Origin of the sequence: Caproicibacterium lactatifermentans, from assembly GCF_013315815.1 — a bacterium.
GTDB lineage: Bacteria > Bacillota > Clostridia > Oscillospirales > Acutalibacteraceae > Caproicibacterium > Caproicibacterium lactatifermentans.
Genome location: NZ_CP046051.1, coordinates 1463972 through 1482500 on the forward strand (window position 1 = coordinate 1463972; position 18529 = coordinate 1482500).

21 protein-coding genes (1 of these 21 only partly in view) are annotated in these 18529 nt (G+C 51.5%); 17 read left to right on the forward strand and 4 right to left on the reverse strand.

What is annotated here, in order from left to right; genetic code table 11:
* Positions 1-22 precede the first annotated feature (22 nt).
* From GJQ69_RS07175 to GJQ69_RS07185, 3 genes are all read right to left on the reverse strand, one after another.
* Positions 23-604, reverse strand: coding sequence for an anthranilate synthase component II (locus GJQ69_RS07175; RefSeq protein WP_174193385.1), 582 nt, complete (start codon positions 602-604; stop codon positions 23-25).
* Positions 588-2078: an anthranilate synthase component I gene (gene trpE, locus GJQ69_RS07180; RefSeq protein ID WP_174193387.1), complete on the reverse strand. Its 1491-nt coding sequence runs from the start codon at positions 2076-2078 to the stop codon at positions 588-590. Before trpE ends, GJQ69_RS07175 begins: the two co-directional genes overlap by 17 nt.
* Positions 2079-2492: 414 nt before the next feature.
* On the reverse strand, positions 2493-3146 hold the full coding sequence (locus GJQ69_RS07185; protein WP_174193389.1) for a CpXC domain-containing protein: 654 nt from the start codon (positions 3144-3146) through the stop codon (positions 2493-2495).
* Positions 3147-3378: 232 nt separating this feature from the next.
* Between GJQ69_RS07185 and GJQ69_RS07190 the strand changes: the two genes are divergently transcribed.
* The 10 genes from GJQ69_RS07190 to GJQ69_RS07235 all read left to right on the forward strand — a co-directional run bounded on the left by GJQ69_RS07190 (position 3379) and on the right by GJQ69_RS07235 (position 12651).
* The gene (locus GJQ69_RS07190; protein WP_174193391.1) at positions 3379-3900 is read left to right on the forward strand and encodes a hypothetical protein; all 522 of its coding nucleotides are present in this window, start codon (positions 3379-3381) and stop codon (positions 3898-3900) included.
* Positions 3897-4403: a tRNA-specific 2-thiouridylase gene (locus tag GJQ69_RS07195; protein ID WP_174193393.1), complete on the forward strand. Its 507-nt coding sequence runs from the start codon at positions 3897-3899 to the stop codon at positions 4401-4403. Before GJQ69_RS07190 ends, GJQ69_RS07195 begins: the two co-directional genes overlap by 4 nt.
* On the forward strand, positions 4360-4554 hold the full coding sequence (locus GJQ69_RS07200) for a hypothetical protein (protein WP_086035474.1): 195 nt from the start codon (positions 4360-4362) through the stop codon (positions 4552-4554). Before GJQ69_RS07195 ends, GJQ69_RS07200 begins: the two co-directional genes overlap by 44 nt.
* 57 nt (positions 4555-4611) lie before the next feature.
* On the forward strand, positions 4612-7092 hold the full coding sequence (locus GJQ69_RS07205; RefSeq protein ID WP_274379837.1) for a glycosyl hydrolase family 18 protein: 2481 nt from the start codon (positions 4612-4614) through the stop codon (positions 7090-7092).
* Between the two features lie 86 nt (positions 7093-7178).
* Positions 7179-7592, forward strand: coding sequence for a phage holin family protein (locus GJQ69_RS07210; RefSeq protein ID WP_013485727.1), 414 nt, complete (start codon positions 7179-7181; stop codon positions 7590-7592).
* Positions 7592-8536 carry a GH25 family lysozyme gene (locus GJQ69_RS07215; protein WP_086035476.1) on the forward strand — a complete coding sequence of 315 codons (945 nt, stop codon included), beginning with the start codon at positions 7592-7594 and terminating at the stop codon, positions 8534-8536. Before GJQ69_RS07210 ends, GJQ69_RS07215 begins: the two co-directional genes overlap by 1 nt.
* A 122-nt stretch (positions 8537-8658) precedes the next feature.
* Complete coding sequence (locus GJQ69_RS07220) at positions 8659-9081, forward strand: RNA polymerase subunit sigma-70 (RefSeq protein ID WP_086035477.1); 423 nt, start codon at positions 8659-8661, stop codon at positions 9079-9081.
* Positions 9074-9238: an SHOCT domain-containing protein gene (locus GJQ69_RS07225; protein WP_174193395.1), complete on the forward strand. Its 165-nt coding sequence runs from the start codon at positions 9074-9076 to the stop codon at positions 9236-9238. The genes GJQ69_RS07220 and GJQ69_RS07225 overlap by 8 nt, the downstream gene beginning before the upstream one ends.
* A gap of 57 nt (positions 9239-9295) precedes the next feature.
* Positions 9296-11089 carry a recombinase family protein gene (locus GJQ69_RS07230; RefSeq protein ID WP_086035478.1) on the forward strand — a complete coding sequence of 598 codons (1794 nt, stop codon included), beginning with the start codon at positions 9296-9298 and terminating at the stop codon, positions 11087-11089.
* On the forward strand, positions 11068-12651 hold the full coding sequence (locus GJQ69_RS07235) for a recombinase family protein (protein ID WP_086035479.1): 1584 nt from the start codon (positions 11068-11070) through the stop codon (positions 12649-12651). Before GJQ69_RS07230 ends, GJQ69_RS07235 begins: the two co-directional genes overlap by 22 nt.
* A gap of 75 nt (positions 12652-12726) precedes the next feature.
* Here the strand turns inward: GJQ69_RS07235 and GJQ69_RS07240 are convergent, their stop codons facing one another.
* Positions 12727-13149 (reverse strand): SseB family protein, encoded by a 423-nt coding sequence (locus GJQ69_RS07240; RefSeq protein ID WP_174193396.1) that lies wholly within the window; start codon positions 13147-13149, stop codon positions 12727-12729.
* A gap of 179 nt (positions 13150-13328) precedes the next feature.
* On the opposite strand from GJQ69_RS07240, the gene GJQ69_RS07245 reads away from it, so the two are divergent.
* From GJQ69_RS07245 to GJQ69_RS07275, 7 genes are all read left to right on the forward strand, one after another.
* On the forward strand, positions 13329-13682 hold the full coding sequence (locus GJQ69_RS07245) for a hypothetical protein (RefSeq protein ID WP_157658899.1): 354 nt from the start codon (positions 13329-13331) through the stop codon (positions 13680-13682).
* Between the two features lie 13 nt (positions 13683-13695).
* Entirely contained in the window at positions 13696-14262 is a 567-nt protein-coding gene (locus GJQ69_RS07250; RefSeq protein WP_086035376.1) for a hypothetical protein, read from the forward strand.
* A gap of 128 nt (positions 14263-14390) precedes the next feature.
* Positions 14391-14723 carry a hypothetical protein gene (locus GJQ69_RS07255; RefSeq protein ID WP_086035375.1) on the forward strand — a complete coding sequence of 111 codons (333 nt, stop codon included), beginning with the start codon at positions 14391-14393 and terminating at the stop codon, positions 14721-14723.
* A 188-nt stretch (positions 14724-14911) separates the two neighbouring features.
* On the forward strand, positions 14912-17701 hold the full coding sequence (locus GJQ69_RS07260; RefSeq protein WP_086035374.1) for a phage tail tape measure protein: 2790 nt from the start codon (positions 14912-14914) through the stop codon (positions 17699-17701).
* Between the two features lie 13 nt (positions 17702-17714).
* Positions 17715-17963 (forward strand): hypothetical protein, encoded by a 249-nt coding sequence (locus GJQ69_RS07265; protein ID WP_174193398.1) that lies wholly within the window; start codon positions 17715-17717, stop codon positions 17961-17963.
* 86 nt (positions 17964-18049) lie between these two features.
* Entirely contained in the window at positions 18050-18337 is a 288-nt protein-coding gene (locus GJQ69_RS07270; protein ID WP_174193400.1) for a hypothetical protein, read from the forward strand.
* A 45-nt stretch (positions 18338-18382) separates the two neighbouring features.
* Positions 18383-18529: the start of a peptidoglycan-binding domain-containing protein gene (locus tag GJQ69_RS07275; protein WP_174193402.1), read on the forward strand. It continues 1041 nt past the right edge of the window; only the first 147 of its 1188 coding nucleotides appear in the window; the start codon lies at positions 18383-18385; its stop codon lies beyond the right edge, outside the window.

Below are 18529 nucleotides of genomic sequence, written 5' to 3' on the forward strand. Positions count from 1 at the left end.
ATTCGGTTAGATAGATGAAAATTTATTTTTGGGGACAAAGCTTTAAAAAGTTCTGCAGGATTTTTTCCCCCTGCGGTGTCAGGATGGACTCCGGGTGAAACTGCAGGCCGAATACCGGTTGGGTCTGGTACTGCACTGCCATGATTTCGCCGTCATCCAAACTGCGTGCCGCAACCTTCAGTTCAGGCGGCAGGTTTGCTTCCTGAACGGACAGGGAATGATACCGCGCCGCACCGATCACTTCCGGCAGCCCGCAGAACAGCGGACAATCTTGGCTGAGTTTCACCTGTGACTGCTTGCCATGCATCAACTGCTTCGCATACCCGATTTTTCCTCCGAATGCCTGACAGATTGCTTGGTGTCCAAGACACACGCCCAGCAGCGGCACTTTGCCGGTGAAAAAGCGCACCGCTTCTTCACACACCCCTGCATTTTCCGGCCGACCGGGGCCGGGACTTAAAATCACTGCATCCGGCTGCATCTCTGCCAGCTGCTTGACTGGAAATTCGCTGTTGCGCACAACCCGGATATTCGGCTCCATGGCACCGATCATCTGGTAAAGATTATAGGAAAAGCTGTCATAATTATCAATCAGCAGAATCATCGTCAATCTCCTCCTGTGCTTCCTGCAGGGCAGCCACAACCGCCTTTGCTTTGTTAATGCATTCTTGATATTCCTGCTCCGGAATGCTGTCTGCCACAATGCCTGCGCCAGAACGGACAAAGACCTTTCCGTTCTTTTTAAACGCGATGCGGATGGCGATGCAGGTATCCAAGTTTCCGGTAAAATCCAAATAGCCAATTGCGCCGCCGTAAATCCCGCGCCGGTTATTTTCCAGTTCATTGATAATCTGGCAGGCACGGAACTTCGGCGCACCGGAAAGGGTCCCGGCCGGCAGGACGGAGCCAATGACATCCGGTGCCGTAAATCCGTCCTTGATGGTTCCGGTGACTGTGGAACCAAGGTGCATGATGTGGGAAAACCGCAGTACCTGCAGATGCCTTTCTACTTTTACGGAACCGAATTCGCTGATACGGCCCAGATCATTGCGGCCGAGGTCCACCAACATGTTGTGTTCGGCAAGCTCTTTGGGATCCGTCAGTAAATCGTGTTCCAGCTGGCGGTCCTGTTCCTCTGTTTCTCCGCGGGGCCGGGAACCTGCCAGCGGAAAAGTCTGCAGCACGCCGTTATCAAGTTTTACTAATGTTTCTGGGGAAGCACCCGCAATTTCAATGTCATCACTGGAGAAATAGAACATGTATGGAGACGGGTTCAACGTGCGCAGCACCCGGTAGGTATTGAGCAGGCTGCCCTCAAAGTCAGCATCCAGCCGGTTGCTGAGTACAGCCTGAAAAATATCGCCTTCCCGAATATACTGCTTTGCACGTTCCACCATCTGGCAATATGCCTCTTTCGTGAAAAGGTGACGCACCGGAGAAGTCATACGGCCCGGTTTCCGCTGCGCAGGTGTTCCGTTCCGAATCAGGTTGGCTAAGTATTTTAATTCTTCCTGTGCATCTGCATAGGCAGCTTCCACATTCCCGTCTAAGCGGATATTCGCAATCAGCACAATTTTCTGGCGGAAATGGTCAAATGCAATCACACGGTCAAAGAGCATTAGGTCCACATCATTGAAATTTTCCTGATCTTCGGCATCCAGCTTCAGTTCCGGTTCACTGTATTTCACATAGTCATAGGAGAAATAACCGACTAAGCCACCGGTAAAGGGAGGCAGTTCCGAAAACCGCGGGCTTTTATTGGCTGCAAGAATCTTTTTCAGCACAGCGCCCGGGTCCTGTGTGTGAAAGTGCTCTTCTGTTTCCCCCCGCACACACATTTCTCCGTCTGCACAGGTAATCTCCTGTTTGGGGTCAAAACCGAGGAATGTATAGCGGCCCCAATGCCGTTTGCTCTCTGCACTTTCCAACAGGAAACAGTGGTGGCTTTCCGCCTGCAGAATACGCAGTACCTCGATCGGTGTTTTAATGTCTGCATAAATTTCCCGGCTGACCGGCAAAATCCGGTACTGTCCCTGTGCTGCAAAACGTTTGACTTCTTCCAAGGTTGGTTTTATCATAGATGATCCCTCCCGATAGATTTTCCCGGGGGGCATACAAAAAGGCCCGCCCAGGACAAACAGAATACTGTCTGTCAAGGACGGGCCTGAAAAATCCGGCTCGCGGTGCCACCTTGCTTTGCGGTTATGAAAACCGCACCCTTTGCGGAGTACCAACATACCCCTAGCCCATTACGCAGGCCCTGCGTCACAGGATACTCAGTGCGAAGCACCTTTCGCTGTGCCCTCAATGGTCCATTTAACAGCCCGCTCACGGTCCGGCTCTCATCTGCCCGGACTCTCTGTACGCGCTTGTGCCGTTTTTATCTCCATTTCATCGGTTTAGCAAGAAAATTATTAATTTTATTTTATATTATACACATCTTCAAAAATCTGTCAATAGTTTTTAAAAAATTTTTAAGAGGACAAACTCTGTTATAGCCTCCGGTATTTTTCCAGCAGACGGGCCGCCAACTGACTGTCCACGCGAACAAAGTCGTCGCCTAGTTCGCCGCCGCACTGTTTGCTGATCTCCATCGCTTCCTGATAAGTGGCAAAACGGGTTGCCTTTTTTAGGGGATTCTCTTCTCCCTCTAGAAAGAACAGGAACCCGATACGGTCCTTTTCCTGATTTGCAAAACAGAAGCAGCCGATTTCCACTGTTTTATTCTGTTTTTCCTCTACAATTGCAGCAAGACCGGCTTTGACAAGTTCCACCCCAACGTCATCCAGCCCAGCCTCAAAAATCAGGACTTTTTCCTTAAGCTCCATTGGGGACGTCACCGCGCGTTTCCGCACCCCGGCAAGCTGTGGGAAGCGCGTGTCTACTTCAACTTTCCGCAAAGCCTGTTTACTGCCCTCCGGCACCAGATACACCATAAATTTTTTCTCTTTATCGTGGTACAGACAGGGATAGACCAATTCTGCCTGATAGCCACAGTGCGGACACTGCCAGTCAAAAAGCGTTTCATCCAGAACTTTCTGCCGCAAAACCGGCTCTGTATTTGCGCTGATGCCTGTCCATAATTTTGTGCGTACCGGCTTTCCACACTGCGGGCAGCAGACATCCTTGCTTACCTGAGTAGACATAAAGCAAAAACACCTCCGTGTTTCTTCTCAAAATAATAATTGTATTATATCACATGTGACCCAGCTTTCCTACCCAAAAGCGTTCTTTCTGGAAATTTTTCATGGATATTCAGAAAAATTTTTCTTCTCCATAAATTATGCTGTTAAATAGCTGATAGATGCGTTATAATAAAAGCAGGTCTTAATTTTTCCGCACCGGCAGTGTTTCCGGTCGCGGTACGGAGGGAACAAAATGGGATTACTTGATTCTCTTGGAAGCCAGATGGCCAGCACATTTAACAGCCTGCGGGAAAAGAACCACCGCTCCGCTGTGATTAACCGCCTGCATATTGTCATTCAAAATGAGCGCGAAAACAGTGCCCGTGCTTATGTTGCACTCGGAAAATATTTTTATGAACACCTCCGCGATCAGGGTAATGCTGAGACGGACGCGCTCTGCGCCTGCATCGATGACAGCGACCGCCGTATGAAACGTGCCTTTGATCACATGGATGAAATCCGCGAATCCAATTTTGCTTCTGTTGATGAAACAGAATGCACCGACTGTAAAGATGACTGCGGTACCTGCAAATTCTATGAGGATAACGATGACGAGCAGGATGCGGAATCCTCCGATAAGGATAAAAAATCTGCTCCGCCAGTTCAGGAGCCTTCTACTGAGCAGCCGCAGCAGAAACCCGCTTCTTCCGCACAGCCAGCGCCAGCCGTAACCCCGGCTGATGAAGAAGCTGCGCCAGAGGAGCCGGAAACTTGAAGGGAAAAGTTTTAGTCGGCATGAGCGGCGGCGTGGACAGCAGCGTCGCCGCTCTTTTGCTGCAGAAAAGCGGCTGGGAAGTTGTTGGCTGCACGCTGCGCCTGCACTTGGATGACCCGTCTTTCCCGCCGCGGGAAGGCGGATGCTGTTCCTTTCAGGATGTGCAGGATGCACGCCGTGTTTGTTATGCGCTTGGCATTGACCATTTTGTCTTTAATTTTACAGAACTCTTTGAGCAAAAAGTAATTGACAATTTTGTCTCCGAATATGCCGTCGGCCGCACACCAAATCCCTGCATCCGCTGTAATCGCTGGCTTAAATTCGGTGCAATGCTTCGCCGTGCAGAAGAACTGGGCTGTGATGCCATTGCCACAGGTCATTATGCGAAAGTGCAGCAGGGACCGGACGGCCGCTGGCAGTTATATGCCTCCCCTTACGGCAAAGACCAGAGGAGAACTTATGACAAACACAGAATTAACAAAAACCCAGAAAAACGGAATTGACTATAATGCTGAAATGAAGAGAATCGGCTCTACTTTTATTAAGGATTGTGCGGAAGATGCAAAACCCAAGGTCGAAAAGCTTGGAGCAGATCTCTTCTCGTTAGCTTATAAGCGGTTTGTAGATTGGCTGAATTACGTTTTGGCTGCTTGACAAAAGAAGCGTCTCTTCGGAGGCGCTTTTTTCATGCCCTCACGGAGGTGACTGCCTATGGCATTGGATATACTGAAGGGCCGCAAGTGCATGGTCTGGACGTTCATGGGAAACGCCCGCATGTACACCGCGCTGAAGAATTACGGAGACCGCCTGTCACAGGTAGGTCTCTTTTCTTTTAAGGTGGACGCGACCGGAACGATTACCGAAACCGGCGTGGCCATCAGCGACATGCTGACCTACATCAATAAATACCTGCATATTACTTGGCTTCTGACCGTCCGCAACGACGGCGTGTCGAGCGTGTTCACAGCTCTTCGGGAGAATACGGACGGCGCACAGGACAAGTTTCTCACCGAGCTCGTGCGGATCATGGAGAAGTATCCGTGGTGCGCGGGCGTCGACATCGACCTCGAGCGCGGCGGCGATTATTCCACGCACGCCAAGTCGACGGCGATGTTCCGCAATATCTGGAACGCGGTCAAGAATTACGACAATACGAAGAAGATCAACATCTGCCTGCCCGGCATGAACGCTGTCAACGGCTCGGTCGGCGGCGAGAACTGGTGCGTGTACGCGGACCTGAATCAGTACTGCGACACGGCGGCCATCATGAGCTATGGGATGGCGTGGGCTGGAAGTGCTCCGGGGCCGGTTTCCCCAAAGGACTGGCTCGACGGGATCTACGACTACGCCGTCAAGGCGATGACGCCGGAAAAGGTGTTCATGGGACTTCCCGCGTACGGCTGGAACTGGCAGATCTACGATACGCCGGAGAACCTCGGCAAAACCTATCGCGGAACATCGAACACCTACTACGCGGCAAAGAACTGGATGACGGGCAAGTACAACTTCACGGACGACAAGCCGCCGCAGCCATTCATCCCGATTCTGGCCTACTGGGACGATTACAACAAGGTTCCATATGCCTTTCCGCAGGTCTACGACTTCGCCGAAGGTCAGGACGCATCGAGCTACGAATACCCGCTGATGACCGGAACCTACAATCGCAGGCGTTATCTTACCGCGTACAGCAAGACGCAAAAGACCTCGTTCGGAACCATCTACGTGGATCATGACGGCATGCCGGACAGCTACACGGGCATCGTCTCCTCGGAGAACGGTATCGCAGTCATGGGCGACGCAGGAGAAGCGACATATTCCTTTACGGTAAGTTCTGCCGGAACCTACGATATTGCCGTCCGGCTCTGCTATCCCTTCTGGGACAAGAACGGGATCTACGTCAGCATTGACGGCAGTCAGAAGCATTTCAACGAGTCGCGGCTCTGGTGGCCGTACTGGCGCAGCACCTTCTGGACGTGCCTCGCGGACGGCATCAGCCTGTCAGCCGGAACGCACACCATCACGGTTTCGGTCGATGTAAAGGGCGTGCAGTTCTACGGATTCCGCGTCTGCTCGGCGTTCAGCGAGGAGCCGTCAGCCGGTTCAGCTTCGTTTACCCTGTCTCCGCGCCACCTCATCGATGTAGACGGGAACGAGTGCCAGCCGGACAAGGGCTTCAAACTCACCTGCGAAATGCTCCGCCGCAAGCCGGACTCCGCGCTCATCTGGTACGAGGATTTCGAGGACTACGGCATGCTCGAAACGAACTACTGGCAGACGCTGTCCGGCTCATGGAAAATCTGGCGGTCGGACGAATACTCCGAGTCCAGAGTTTATTCGCAGCTCGACGGCAGCGGCAAGTTCGCGTGGAACTATGACGGATTCAAGGACGTCCACCTTCGGGCGCGTCTTGCTTTTCCCGCGGGAAGCACCGGCAAGGCGGGCATCTTCTGCGGCAGTTTGTTCTGCTGTCTCAACTACAGCAGTCAGACCGTGGAGCTGTGGAACGGCAGCACCAAGCTCGGAAGCTATTCGCAGTCGATTCAGCAGACGGCGACCGCAAGTCTCCGCACTGATCCGACCACCTACACCATCGAGATGCGGATTCGCGGCAGCACCGTCAGAGTTTACTCCGGCGCGTCCAACACGCTCCGGTTCACGGCGACGGTCAGCGGATTCTCCGGAGGAACCGCCGGTTACCAGTCTGACCAGAGGACAATCTGCGAGCTGCTCCGTATGGGCGACGCATGGACATACGAGCCATACGAACGGTTCGACGTCACCTTCCCGGACGGCACCATTACGCAGTACGGAAGAATCAGCCGCTCGAACTGCACCTGGGACGACGAATTCCAGGTGTTCACGCTGACCTCGGATGTCGAGGAATCCGCGACAAGAAGCGAATCCATATCGATGGACTACGAGTTCTACCACTCGCAACAGCTCGACCTCGAATGCGGCAAGGACTACACGATGACGATCACGCCGAAGGACATCGACATCTGGATATCGCGCCTGTTCCTTGGAGACGCGGACGGTTTCTCCATCCTCTACTATCAGGATGTGGACTCGCTCGTTTACTGGGCAAATCAGGCCGCCTACCACTGGGGACTCCGCGGCATCGCGATCTGGTCGCTCGGACAGGAAGATCTCCGACTATGGGAGGCATTACCAAAGCAAACGGACACCTCATAACTTCATAAATCACGCAGTTTTTCAAGGCTGTCAGCACACCGCTGGCGGCCTTTACTTTTGCTCAAAATCAAAGGAGGGAAACATTGATGAAGGAATTCTGGAACACCATACAGCTCATCTTCGCGGCAATCGGAGGATGGCTCGGATACTTTCTCGGAGGATGCGACGGACTGCTCATTGCGCTGATCATCTTCGTGGTCTGCGACTACATCACGGGCGTGCTCTGCGCCATCGCGGACAAGAAGCTCTCGTCGGCAGTCGGATTCAAGGGAATCTGCCGCAAAGTTTTGATCTTCATTCTGGTCGGCATCGCCAACATCCTCGACATCCACGTGCTCGGTCACGAGGGCGTGCTGAGAACCGCGATCATATTCTTCTACATCAGTAATGAAGGTTTATCGCTCACTGAGAACGCCGCGCACCTCGGGCTTCCGATTCCCGGAAAACTCAAAGATGTGCTCGAACAGCTTCACGACAGAAACGACAAGGAGGAACAGTAATGGCATTCAAAGGCATCGACGTATCGGTCTGGCAGGGAAACATCGACTTCAATAAGGTCAAGTCAGCCGGTATTGATTTTGTAATCATCCGCGCAGGATACGGCAACGGGAACAAAGACAAGTGGTTCGAGGAGAACTACCGGAAGGCAAAAGCCGCGGAGCTTCACATTGGAGCGTACTGGTATTCATATGCCACATCCTCCGTGGGAGCGACTCAGGAAGCGCAGTCCTGCGCCAAGGTTCTGTCCGGCAAGCCGCTGGATTATCCGGTCTACTTCGACATCGAGGAGAAGTCTCAGCTCTCGGGCGGGAAGGATTTCTGCTCATCGCTCATCAACGCATTCTGCACGGAGCTGGAGAAGCTCGGCTACTACGCCGGATTCTACACCTCGCTTTCAAGCCTGAACTCCGTGGTGTCGGACGCCGTCAAGAAGCGCTTCACCGTCTGGGTGGCGCAGTGGTCGAGCAAGTGCAGCTATTCCGGCTCCTACGGAATCTGGCAGTACTCGTCCAAAGGCAAGGTCAGCGGCATCAGCGGAAACGTCGATATGGACTACTCGTACATTGACTTCCCGTCAGCGATCAGGAACGGCGGATTCAACGGGTACGGCAAGAGCGCCGCAGCCAGCACAGCGACCGCAAAGAAGTCTGTGGACGAGATTGCGGCAGAGGTCATCGCCGGTAAATGGGGCAATGGCTCCGACCGCAAGTCCCGCCTGACCGCAGCCGGATATGACTACGCCGTCGTGCAGGCCAAGGTCAACGAGAAGCTCGGAACCTCCAAGAAATCAACCGCAACATATTACACGGTTCAGCGCGGCGACACGCTCTCCGGCATCGCGAAGAAGTACGGCACGACCGTCTCCGCGATCCAGAAGCTGAACAGCTCGCTTATCAAGAACGTGAACCTCATCCAGGTCGGATGGCGGATTCGCGTGAAATAAACACATCACCTTCTCAGGCCCACTGGCTTTCCTTTATTTGGATCGCCGGTGGGCCTTTTTTCGTTTCCGCTTCGTCAAAACGGTCCGCTCGCCTCCAGTGGAAAGTGACTGGAGGTTTTCTCATGAATACAGAGCAAAAAGAACAGATCAGAAAACTGCGCAGCTCCGGCCACGGGTACGCTGCGATTGCTAATGCACTGGGACTTACGAAGAATCAGGTATCCGCCTTCTGCCGCAGGAACAACCTTACCGGACAGATCGCCGACTCAGGTGACGAGAATACGCCGGACGGCTCCTACTGCCGTTTCTGCGGGAAACCGATCCGGCAAAAGCCCGGACGGAAGGAAGCCAGGTTCTGCTGTGACGCCTGCCGCCTCAGCTGGTGGAACGCACATCCCGAGCAGGTCAACCGGAAGGCCGTCTACTTCTTCACCTGCGCCGGATGCGGCAGAAGGTTCACGGCCTACGGGAACCGGCACCGGAAATACTGCTCGCACGCCTGCTATATCGCAGACAGGTTCAAAAGCGGTGACGGCCATGAGTGACGAGCAGTTCGAACGCGAAAAGCTCTATCAGGCCAGCATGGAGATGTTCAAAAAGATGCTGGATCAGGGCCTCATCACCGAGGACGAATACGCGGTCATAGACACCAAAATGAAGGAGAAATACACGCCGATAATCGGCACATTATTATCCCCGTAACGCTTGCTATGTGTCTGAAACAGAGTGATAGATAGACAAGACGAAAGGAGTGATACAATGCCGAAAATCACGAAAATCGAGCCGAAAATCAAGGCTCTGCCACAGCGGAAGAAGGTGGCGGCATACGCGAGAGTCTCGATGGAGACCGAGCGCTTGCACCACTCCCTTTCCGCGCAGGTCAGCTACTATTCGGAGCTGATCCAGAAGAATCCGGAATGGCAGTACGCTGGCGTCTACGCCGACGAAGGCATCACCGGAACAAGCACCATGAAGCGACCAGAGTTCCAGCGCATGCTCGCCGACTGCGAGGCCGGGAAGATCGACATCATCCTCACCAAGAGCATCAGCCGATTCGCCCGAAACACGGTCGACCTGCTGGAAACCGTCCGGCAATTGAAGGAGCTGGGCATCGAGGTGCGGTTCGAGAAGGAGCACATCAATTCGCTGTCCGGCGACGGCGAGGTCATGCTCACTCTGCTTGCCTCGTTCGCGCAGTCCGAAACCGAGAGCATCTCCAACAATGTGAAATGGGGAATCCGGAAGCGCATGCAGGCGGGCATCCCCTACGCGAACGGACACATGAACGTCTACGGTTACCGCTGGGAAGGCGATGAGATGGTCATCGTCCCGGAGGAGGCCGCCATCGTGCGACGCATCTACCAGAACTTCCTCGACGGGAAATCCCGTCAGGAGACCGAGAAGGAATTCGCCGCCGAGGGAATCAAGACACGGGCCGGAGCTCCGTGGGTGGATTCCAACCTGAAGGTGATCCTCACGAACGTCACCTACACGGGCAACATGCTCTACCAGAAGGAATACGTCACCGACCCGATTACGAAGAAGGTCAGGAAGAACCACGGCGAGCTGCCGCAATACTACGTGGAGAACACGCATCCGGCCATCATCAGCAAGGAGACGTTCGACTACGTGCAGGCCGAGATGGCGCGGCGCAGGGAACTCGGCTGCTTCGGCAACAAGGCGCTCAACCTGAACTGCTTCTCCACGAAAATCAAATGCGGACTCTGCGGACGCAGCTTCGTCCGCTCCACCCGAAGGAACCGCGCGAAGATGAGCAGACTCGGCGAGAAATATACCTTCTGGACCTGCACCTCACACAAGAAGACAAACTGCTCCTCCTGCTCAAGCGGAATCATCCGCGAGGATGTGCTGAAAGAGGAATGCGCCAAGGTGCTCAGCATCCCGGAATTCGACGAGGACATCTTCTCCGAAAGAGTCAAGCAGATCACCGTTCCAGAAACCGGAACCATGATCTTCGAATTTACCGACGGAACCACGCTGGAGCACCACTGGTACAGGAACGCCAAGAAGGAAGCATGGACCGAGGAGAACCGGCAACGCGCATCACAGTACCGCAGACGGCATCCGGCCACACGGGACGACATCACCTGCTTCACCACGAAGATCCGCTGCGAGGAATGCGGCTGCAACTACCGGAAGCAGACATGCGTCATGGCCGACGGGCACAGGAACGCCTACTGGAAATGCGCCGATAAGAAGAACCATCCGGGAAAGAGCCTGCGCGAGGACCATTTGAAGGAAATCATCACCGAGGTCCTCGGCATCGACGAATTCGACGAGAACATCTTCCTCGAACGAATCGACCACATCAGCGTCCGGGACTTGACGCACCTGACCTTCCATTTCAAGGACGGCAGCACCGCCGAGCGGGACTACGAGTTCAGCAAGGAAGGCGTGCCGTGGACAGATGAGCGCCGGGAAAAACAGACCGAGGCAATCCGGGACAGCTTCACACCGGAGCGCAGGCAGAAAATCAGCGAAAACATGAAGAGAATAAGGAGTGAGAAACATTGGAGCAGCAAAAGAAAGTAACCACAATCCCGGCATCCCGGACGCGATTTTCCTCCACTCCCATCACTGAGAAGAAGAAACGCCGCGTCGCCGGATACGCCCGCGTCTCAACCGACCATGACGACCAGTTCACCAGCTACGAAGCGCAGATCGACTACTATACGAACTACATCAAAGGCCGCGACGACTGGGAATTCGTCAACGTCTACACGGACGAGGGAATCAGCGGAACCGGCATCAAGAAAAGAATCGGCTTCCAGACCATGATCGAAGACGCGCTCGCCGGAAAGATCGACCTGATTGTCACCAAGAGCGTTAGCCGATTCGCCCGGAACACCGTCGACAGCCTCACCACCATCCGGAAACTCAAGGAAAACGGCGTCGAATGCTACTTCGAGAAGGAGAACATCTGGACCTTCGACGGCAAGGGAGAACTTCTCATCACCATCATGAGCAGCCTTGCTCAGGAGGAATCCCGGAGCATTTCCGAGAACTGCACCTGGGGACAGCGGAAGCGATTCGCTGACGGCAAGGTGACGGTTCCGTTCCACCGGTTCCTCGGATACGATCGCGGACCGCATGGCGAGCTCGTCGTAAACCCCGAGGAGGCCGAAACCGTCAAACGCATCTACCGGCTTTTCCTGCAGGGCCTGACCTACAACGGCATCGCCAGACAGCTTACCAATGACGGCATCAAGACGCCCGGCGGCATGGACCACTGGAGCATCAGCACCGTCAAGTCCATCCTCGGAAACGAGAAGTACAAGGGCGATGCCCTGCTGCAGAAATCCTATACGGTCGACTACCTGACCAAGAAAACGAAAATGAACGAGGGCGAGATTCCGCAGTACTACGTGGAAGGTGACCATGAGGCGATCATCGCGCCGGAGACGTTCGACCTTGTTCAGCGCGAGATGAAGAAGCGCGGCAACGGCGTCATGTACCACAGCGGCGTCCACGTCTTCTCCAGCAAGATCCGCTGCGGCCAGTGCGGCTCCTTCTACGGCTCAAAGGTCTGGCACAGCAACAGCAAATACCGAAAGACCATCTGGCGGTGCAACCACAAGTACGACGGCGGCAAGAAATGCACGACGCCAGCCATCGACGACAGCGAAGTGAAGACCGCGTTCCTGTCAGCGGTAAACAAGCTCCTCGAAACGAAATCCGAGGTCATCGCAAACGGCAAAGCGATGCTTCCGCTCCTCTTCAAAACCGACGAGCTGGAAGCCGAGCGCGACAGGCTCATGGACGAGGCGCAGGTCGTAGCCGATGCAGTCCAGAAGAACATCGAGGAGAACGCCCGGACGGCCCTTGACCAGAGCGCCTACCAGAAGCGTTACGACGACCTTGCCGACCGGTACGACAAGCTCAAGGCACGGATTGACGAGCTCAGCGAGAAAATCGAAGAGACCCAATCCCGGAAAGCCGGGTATGAGGATTTCCTTAAAGCCTTTGAAAACACGTCCGACAGCCTGACGGAATTCTCCCTCGACGCCTTCAACGGACTGGTCGACCACCTGACCGTCTACGCCAAGGACGACATCCGCTTCACTTTCCGCAACGGACAGGAAATCCGCGCATAAGAAAACAGCCTGACAACCAGTGAACGATGCTGGCGGTCGGGCTGTTTTGCTGTCTGTAAAATGAACTTCTATTTCTCATTTAGAATACAACAATTCCTCATCGTCAAAATCCAGAGGCTCCGAATTCATATCCAATAATATGCGTATCTCTTTCCCTGTGACTTTTTTATAAGCGTTATACGTCACAAGTACAGTTCTCGAATTGCATTCCAGCACTGTATATTTCTTGCTGTATCTGTCAGTTATGCTTGACCTATCTGAAAAAACCGGGATGATCCATCTGTTCTCATCAAATTCAAATGCAACCGGAAGCATCTTGGTATCGATGTGTATCACATCGTCGGGTTCGAAATCCTTGAATTGTTGCTCCTCACTCTTTGTTAAATTCCACTCTGCGAGCATGAACATCTTGGAATTCTGCAATGCCGCGCAAAAATCCCGGTAGGTCTCATCATTTGGACTCGTTAAGTAATTGTGTTTAGCCTCTTTCAGTGTCATTTACATTCCTATAACCTTTACCAATTCGGGTCAATTCTGCTGCCTGGAAAAACCGACACCCCTTCAGCTCAAGCGACACCCCTCAGAGGGCAATCGCTGAATTGTATCAAATTTTGCGTCTTGTTTTCGGGAAAAGTTATGCATGGCCTTACAGGGCTGTTTGAGAGGTTGTAATGTCTATGGACTGGAAACGACTTTATCTGTACTTAAAGGAACACGGTTACGACGTTTACAGTATGGGGCAGCACAAAGGGAAATGCACCGCACCTTATATTGTTTTATGTAATAACGGGTCGACAAGAACAGGCGTCATAGAATATTCGCTGTATGAGCTGCTGCTATACTATCCCACCGCAGAGTACAGCAATTTTGAAAGCTACATTGATGGGATAGAAAAAGCTCTGAACCCCCTCTTCCCCACTCTCAAGCTGACCGACGGACCGGGAGTCCATTACCTTGACACAGACATAAACGCATATATGACGAGCCTGACTTACCAAGTACAAAAATTTTCAGCAACAAACAGAGTTTGAAAGGATGATATAAATGACACAGACAATTAGCAAAATGACCGGGCAGTCAGAAATACACGCCTCTATGGTGGAATTTGTTCCCGAGGATAGTACAAGCCCCGGGTTTGCGACAGAAACTATCAACAAGGTCAGTGCAGAGCCACAGACAAAGACCACAGATGCCGTATCAAACGAATGCAAGGGACAAATTCTTGCAACAATTCCCGAAACAACAACTGTAACTGGAACAAAACTGACGCTTACCGGTGTCACATTATTACTGGATGCTCTGCCGCTTTTACAGGGCGGCGCGATTGAAAAAGATGAGGATGGAACGTCTTTTAAATCTTATACACCACCAATAAACGGCCAAGTATCCGGTGCGGCGTTTACGACAAATGTATATGAGGCTGTCATGGAAGGCAGCAACGTAATGTATTATCACAAGGTTTCCTACCTGCATTGCAAGGGCACTCCAATTTCGATTAACGCAGAGGATAACACATTCTTCGCTCCTGAGTATACGGTCAACAGCACCCCCGGCAAGGATGAAGCGCCATACAAAATCACGAAAGTGGAATCTTTACCAGTTTACAACTAAGTGAAGAAATGAGGTAATCATATGGCTGTGACGTCAATTGAAAGTATAAAAAATATTCCGATAGAGAAGTTGAATTGCCGGGGTGGGATCCTGATGCACCATTTGTTGCAAGTTTGCGGCGCCCATCCATGTTTGCCCTCGTATCTGAAGGAAAGATTCCGAATGGTTTGTTAGGGCCTGTTGCAAAGCTTTTCGGTGATGAGAAGAAATACACTGAGAAGGAAATGGGCGAAAACTTCAAGGAAATGTCCGAAATTTATATCATGATGGCGAAGGTTGCGCTTGTTAAACCGACGTACACGGAACTTGAAAAAGCAGGTGTTAGTTTAACAGACGAACAACTTTTGTACATTTGGAACTTTACACAGACGGGGGTAGACGCTATGCGTCGATTTCGTGGCGTCAAAGCGGATGCTGAATCTGATGGCGGTATCGCAAGTGTATCACAAAAGGCCGAGTGAACTGGTCGGAGGATTAGACGACTACACAGCCTATTGCTTCGATGAGGCAGCTCTATATTTACAGAGGCGCCGGGAGGATGGGGAGGAACCAGTTTACGTGTCAGAAGCGTCTACTCTTGCTGAATTTTACGGATTATCAGAAGACGATATACCATGGGATAAGAGCGAAACAAACAGGGGGCGATTAGATGCCTATTGATATGGGTGTTGCAAAGGGCCATATCGACATTGATTTTCGGAATTTGCAAACCGGCGTTGCATCTGCCACTAAGCAACTTAAAAGACTAAGCAGCGAATACAATCTGCAGGAATCGTCCCTAAAAAAGTTGGAGGCCGGGTTAAAACAGTCTGGCTGCGCTTTTCAACAGGCGGCACAGCACTCACAATACCTTTCAAATGAACTACAGTCCGCCAAAGCAAAAGCTGAAACTTACAATCGGAGCATTGCGGGGCTTAATGCAGTCATTGAGAAATCAAAGGCCGCGCAGGCGGAGCTGGCGCCGAAAATTGAAAAAGTAAGCGCACAATATGAACGGGCGCAGGCCAAAATAAAAGCTGCATCAGAGACCTACAAGGCCGCTGCAAACGCCACCAAAGAAGCGGTTAAAGCGCACGGGGAAGACAGCGAAGAAGCGAAGGCAGCGGCGCAGGCGGAAGAAGCAGCAGGAAAATCTTATAATTCCGCCCGCAGCAGCGTGGAAAAGTATAAAAATGAGTTGCTGCAGCTAAATGGCAAGCAGGAAGCTTATAGGCTAGATATTGAAGGAGCCAAAGACAAGACTGTTGAGTTTCAGACAGCACTTAACAGGTCACAGGCGGAAATAAAGAATCTGTCCAGTCAGTTGGCAACGGCGCAGAGCAAACTTATTACATTTGGCACAGCAGCGCAGCAGGTGGGTAAAAAATGGGAAGCTGCGGGCAAAAAGGTCAACGAAATAGGAAACGGGCTGACCCTTGGTGTATCCACTCCCCTTCTGGCCGTAGGCGGGGCTGCATTGAAAGTTGGCAATGACTTTGAGTCGCAAATGAGCCGCATCAAAGCAATTTCCGGTGCAACAGGAACCGAGTTCGAAAAACTAGAAAAGCAAGCGATTGACCTAGGCGCGCAAACATCATTTTCAGCTACCGAATCGGCAGAAGCGATGGAAAATTTAGCTTCGGCTGGTTTTGGAACAAATGAAATTATGGAAGCCATGCCGGGAATGCTCGATTTAGCCGCATCATCGGGTGAAGACCTTGCCAGCAGTGCAGATATTGCGGCTTCAACATTGAGAGGCTTTGGGCTAGAAGCAGGACAAGCAGGTCATGTTGCGGATGTGTTGGCAAAGAACGTCGCAGACACAAACGCGGCCATTTCAGATACTGGCACTGCAATGAAATACATCGCCCCGGTCGCGCATTCTGCGGGGTGGTCTTTGGAGGAAGTTACAACCGCAATTGGCAAGCTTGCAGACGCAGGTATTAAAGGTGATCAGGCAGGCACTACGTTGCGCGGCGGATTGGCACGACTCATGCAGCCGACCAAAGCCATGAAAAAGGCTACGAAGCAGTGCAGCACAGAATTTTATGATGCCCAGGGCAAAATGAAACCGTTGTCAACAATCATTGACGATTTGCAAAAAGGCACTGCAAAGATGACAGATCAGCAGCGCGATAACGCTTTAGCAACTATTTTCGGTACAGAGTCGCTCAGCGGTTGGAAGGTGCTGCTGGGATCCAGTAAACCAGAGCTGGATAAATTAACAAACGGTTTAAAGAATTGTGACGGGGCCGCAAAAGACATGGCGAATACCATGCTTGACAATACGGCAGGAAGTATAGAAGCTATGAAAGGCTCTCTGGAAACGGCCGGAATCACTTTACAGAAAGTAATGGCGCCGTCTGTCAAAATGATTGCAGATGATGTGACTAATCTTGCAAACAGCTTTTCAAAACTTCCTTCACCTATACAAGCTAACATTGTAAAGCTAGGGGCGCTTGCGATTGCAACTGGCCCTGTTGTGAAAGGCATCGGTGGAGTAATCTCTGGTGCTGGAAAAGCGGCTAAAACTGTCGGAAAACTTTCTGAAAAGCTCGGAAAAAAAGGCGTTGCGGCCGCCGCGGAAGAAGCGGCAAAAGCGGCTGGAGGAGCATCCTCTGCCGCAAAAACCGCGACAGCTGTTACTGGGGAGGCAACTGGATCAACTAGTGGATTAAATCTTGCACTGTCTGGCGTAGCCAAATCTGCGGGTCTATCTGCCGCCGGTGTCGGTGCCTTTGCCGGAGGCGTTGCTGCATTAGGTATTGCTGCTTATGCACTCGAAAAGCATCTTACACAAGCCGATTTGGCAAAACGGTTCGGGGAAATCACTCTTTCTGCTGAAGAATGCAGCACTGCAGCAAAGGACTTTGTTGATACAAAATGGTCCGCAAAGTTAAGTTTAGTTACCGATGCAAAGAAAAAATTGGACGAAACAAAAAAGCAAGTACAGGACACTGGTAAAGAGATTGAGAAGTATCACTATATGGCAACAGCCGGTATTAAGCTTACCGGCAATGAATCTCAGTCATACAAATCTGCTATAGGCAAGTACATAAGCGATTGCCAGGAATATTTGAGACAAAAGCAAGTAACTGGGGAACTTGCTATCAGCGCTTCATTTATCCCTACATCTAAAAGTTACAGTAGTTTGAATAGCGCGCTGGATGGTCTGTATAGTACATACAACGCAAAGTTGTCTCAGCTGTCAAAACAGATGAACAACTTGACTACAGCTGCGCTGAAAGACGGTGTGATTGACGCGGACGAGAGCAAAGCTATTGAAGCTCTCAAAAGCAAGATGCAGACGGTCGTTGATACGGTTAGTTATGAAAAGTACGATGCGCATCTTAAAGCATTGGAAATTACAACAACTGACACACGACTTAGTCTGCAAAGTGCTGGGCAACTTGCGGCAGAAGTTAGTAAAGAAAACGCAGTCTCAGCTGGACAAATATAATCAATCATATCAGTTGACGGTTGATGAAATTCAATTTGCACTTTCGCAGGGGGCCATAAGCCAAAGTGATGCAAAAGAACTCACAACTGAGGCGCAAGGCCAATTAAATGCACAAAAAACAGATATTGTGCTAAAGGGATTCACAGTATCCTTTGACACAAATATGCGCAGTTTTGAATCTGATTTGAATAAAGTCGGGAGCAGCATCACAGAACTGTTTTCTTCTAAAGCGTCAACTATCCAAGATGAAATGGACAAGTAGACAATCAAATCTGGGATAACATGAGCTTGACGGAACGCAATAGCCTATCAACAGCATACAACAACTGCAAGAAAAGTTGCGACCAAATGGAAAACAGTTACCAGGATATTGTCAAGGCCGGTGAAGTGCCAAATAAAGCTTTTATGGACGGCTACTTAAAAATGGACCTCGCCAGAGCCATTGCAACACATGGCACGCCCTACCACGTCATTGCCAAAAGCATCATGGATAGCAACGATAAATCAACTGTCATGAAAAAATTGCAGGAAGAATTTGATACCCTTCCGAAAGGCGTACAGAATGCTCTTAACAAAGATTACGGTATTATAAAAGATTCATCTGGAAAAATCATACAGCAGCGACTTACGACATAGCAAACAGCAGCGCAGGTGTTACAGGCGTCTTACAAACAGTTTGGAATGAATATTTCGACGGGGCTGGCAGAATCACTAAACAAAGCCGGACCGGAGGTTCAAAAAGAAGTACAAACGCTTTTTGGGAAACTGAAAGACGAAAAGGGGTTGTCTACATCTGAGCTCAAAAGTTATTGGGGTGACTTGGGTTAT